Below are 3,188 nucleotides of genomic sequence, written 5' to 3' on the forward strand. Positions count from 1 at the left end.
CGATGACCGTGCCGTTGGACAACCGCGCGCGCCAGGCGTAGCGGTCGGTGAGCGTGACGCTCACGGGCTCGGTGTTCATCGGCTTGAACCACGCGGTCATGGTCTCCAGCTTGTCGACCACTTCCTGTTCGCTGCCCGCGGGGCCAGCCAGGGCCACGAGATCCGCGTCTTCCTCGGCCTCGGCCAGGTTGGCGACGAAGACCTCGCCATACGTGTTGACCAGCTTGCCGGAGTCGTTGCCGCCCCAGGTGCCCAGCGCCTCGTGCTCCTGCACTTCCACCAGCAGGCCGTGTGGCCATACGCGACGCACGCTGGCGCGGCGCACCCACGGCACCGACTCGAAGGCGGCGCGCGCGTCGTCCAGATTGAGCGTGAAAAAATTGCCATGCAGCTTGGGGAGCGCGTTGGCGCGCACGCTCGGCCCATTCACGTGGCGCAGTTCGCTGCCGGCCATCGGCATCACGCGCACCTGCTGAAGCTGGAACAACGGGCGCTGCATCAGCCAGAACACGCCCAGGCTCAGGCCGCCAAGCGCGAGCAGCGCATACAGCACGCTCGCGACGGCGTTGAGCAGACGGGGGTTGTTCCACATGGCCAATGCGTGTCCTTTTGCTTATTCCGGTTTCCAATCACTGCTCGCGTGCAGCTCGAGCGACGCGGTCGCCGCCAGCTGCAACACGAAATCCTCATAACTGATGCCCGCCGCACGCGCGCCCATCGGCACCAGCGAATGGCCCGTCATGCCCGGCGAGGTGTTCATCTCGAGCAGGAACGGCGCGTTGTCGGACTTGCGCAGCATGATGTCCGCACGGCCCCAGCCGCGGCAGCCCAGCCCGCGATAGGCCTGCACCACCAGCGCCTGCACGCGCGCGGCCACGTCAGCCGGAATCGGCGCCGGGCACTCGTAACGCGTGTCGTCGGTGAAGTACTTGTGCTGGTAGTCGTAGTTGGCCTGTGGCGCGACGATGCGGATCAGCGGCAGCGCGGTCGCTGTTTCGCCCTCGCCGATCACCGGGCAGGTCAGCTCGTCGCCGTCGATGAACTGCTCGGCCATCACGTCGCGGTCCAGGCGCGCGGCTTTCTCGTACGCGGCGGGCAGCTCGGCCACGCTGGTTACCTTGGTCAGGCCGATCGACGAGCCCTCGCGCGCCGGCTTGACGATCAGCGGCAGGCCCAGGCGATCGGCCACGGCTTGCCAGTCGGCGCCGGCGTGCAGCATGACGAAGTCGGGCGTGGGCAGGCCATGGGTCTGCCACTGGCGCTTGGTGGCTTCCTTGTCCATCGCCAGCGCAGACGCGAGTACGCCGCTGCCGGTGTAGGGAATGCCGAACTGCTCGAGCAGGCCCTGGATCGTGCCGTCTTCGCCAAAGCGGCCGTGCAGCGAAATCACCACGCGGTCGAAACCCTGCTTGGCCAGATCAGCCACCGGCTGCAGACCCGGATCGAACGGATGCGCATCGACGCCGCGCGAACGCAGCGCCGCCAGCACACCATTGCCCGACAGCAGCGAGATCTCGCGCTCGGCCGAACGGCCGCCGAAGATCACGCCGACCTTGCCCAGCGACTTGGGATCGAGCGTCGGATGCGAGACAAACGGACCGGTGCTCATGCTGCCGCCCCTCCGTTGAGATCGATCACGTTGGTACGCACTTCCGCCTGCCGCGCAACCACCTGCCCGGGCACATGCCCGATCGAACCTGCACCCATGGTGATGACCACGTCGTTGTCCTGCGCCGCGTCCAGGATGGCCTGCGGCATGTCTTCAATCTGTTCCACGAACACCGGCTCGATCTTGGCCGCAACCCGCAGCGCGCGCGTGAGCGCACGCCCGTCTGCAGCCACGATGGGCGGCTCGCCGGCGGCGTACACCTCGGCCAGCAGCAAGCCGTCGACCGTGCCGAGCACCTTGATGAAATCTTCGAAGCAATCGCGCGTGCGCGTGAAGCGGTGCGGCTGGAAGGCCAGCACCAGGCGACGGCCCGGGAACGCGCCGCGCGCGGCGGCCACCGTAGCGGCCATCTCGACCGGGTGGTGGCCGTAGTCGTCGATGAGGGTGAAGCGGCCCTTGCCATCCGCGGTCGGCACTTCGCCGTAGCGCTGGAAGCGGCGGCCCACGCCGTTGAACTCGGCCAGCGCCTTGACGATGGCCTCGTCCGGCACTTCCAGCTCGGTGGCGATGGCGATGGCGGCCAGCGCGTTCTGCACGTTGTGCAGGCCCGGCAGGTTGAGCGTGATCGACAGCGGCGGCTCGGCATGACCGTTGAGCTGGCGGATCACCGTGAATTCCATGCGGCCGTCGACGGCGCGCGCGTTGACGGCGCGCACCTGGGCATCCTCGGAAAAACCGTAGCGCACCACCGGCTTGGACACGAACGGCAGGATCTCGCGCACGTTCGGGTCATCCACGCACAGCACGGCGATGCCATAGAACGGCAGGCGCTGCGTGAACTCGATGAAGGCCTGCTTCAGGCGCGCGAAATCGTGCCCGTAGGTGTCCATGTGATCGGCATCGATGTTGGTGATGACTTCGATCACGGGGAACAGGTTGAGGAACGACGCGTCGGATTCGTCCGCCTCGGCGACGATGAAGTCGCCCGTGCCCAGCCGCGCGTTGGCGCCGGCGGAGTTCAGGCGGCCGCCGATCACGAAGGTCGGATCGAGCCCACCCTCGGCCAGCACGGAGGCGACCAGGCTGGTGGTGGTGGTCTTGCCGTGCGTGCCGGCGATGGCGATGCCCTGCTTCAGGCGCATCAGCTCGGCCAGCATCACCGCGCGCGGCACGATGGGGATGCGCTTGGCGCGTGCGGCCAGCACTTCCGGGTTGTCGCCGCGCACGGCGGTGGAGACCACCACGGCGTTGGCGCCGATCACATGCTCCGGCGCGTGGCCCTGCATGACCGTGGCGCCCAGCGAGGCCAGGCGCTGCGTGGTGGCGCTTGCACCCAGATCGGAGCCCGTCACACGGTAGCCCAGGTTCAGCAGCACCTCGGCGATGCCGCTCATGCCGGCGCCGCCGATGCCGACGAAATGGATGTTCTTGACGATGTGCTTCATAAGTCGATTCCTTCCCTATGCCCGTGCCACCGCAACACACACGTCGGCGACACGCTCGGCCGCTTCCGGCCTTGCCTGTTCACGTGCTTTGGCCGCCATATCGGCCAATTGCGCACGCGTCAGGGACGCGAGTG

3 protein-coding genes and 1 pseudogene are annotated in these 3,188 nt (G+C 67.7%); all 4 read right to left on the reverse strand.

The window, feature by feature from the left end:
* The coding region (locus QZ609_RS25830) for an FtsQ-type POTRA domain-containing protein (RefSeq protein ID WP_295501160.1) at nucleotides 1-592 on the reverse strand (592 nt) is incomplete at its 3' end.
* Between the two features lie 21 nt (nucleotides 593-613).
* Nucleotides 614-1,609 (reverse strand): D-alanine--D-alanine ligase, encoded by a 996-nt coding sequence (locus tag QZ609_RS25835; RefSeq protein WP_295501162.1) that lies wholly within the window; start codon nucleotides 1,607-1,609, stop codon nucleotides 614-616.
* On the reverse strand, nucleotides 1,606-3,054 hold the full coding sequence (gene murC / locus QZ609_RS25840; protein ID WP_295501165.1) for a UDP-N-acetylmuramate--L-alanine ligase: 1,449 nt from the start codon (nucleotides 3,052-3,054) through the stop codon (nucleotides 1,606-1,608). Before murC ends, QZ609_RS25835 begins: the two co-directional genes overlap by 4 nt.
* A gap of 15 nt (nucleotides 3,055-3,069) precedes the next feature.
* A pseudogene (locus QZ609_RS25845) lies at nucleotides 3,070-3,188 on the reverse strand (UDP-N-acetylglucosamine--N-acetylmuramyl-(pentapeptide) pyrophosphoryl-undecaprenol N-acetylglucosamine transferase); the annotation flags it as partial.

The organism is uncultured Ralstonia sp. (genome assembly GCA_913056305.1).
GTDB lineage: Bacteria > Pseudomonadota > Gammaproteobacteria > Burkholderiales > Burkholderiaceae > Ralstonia.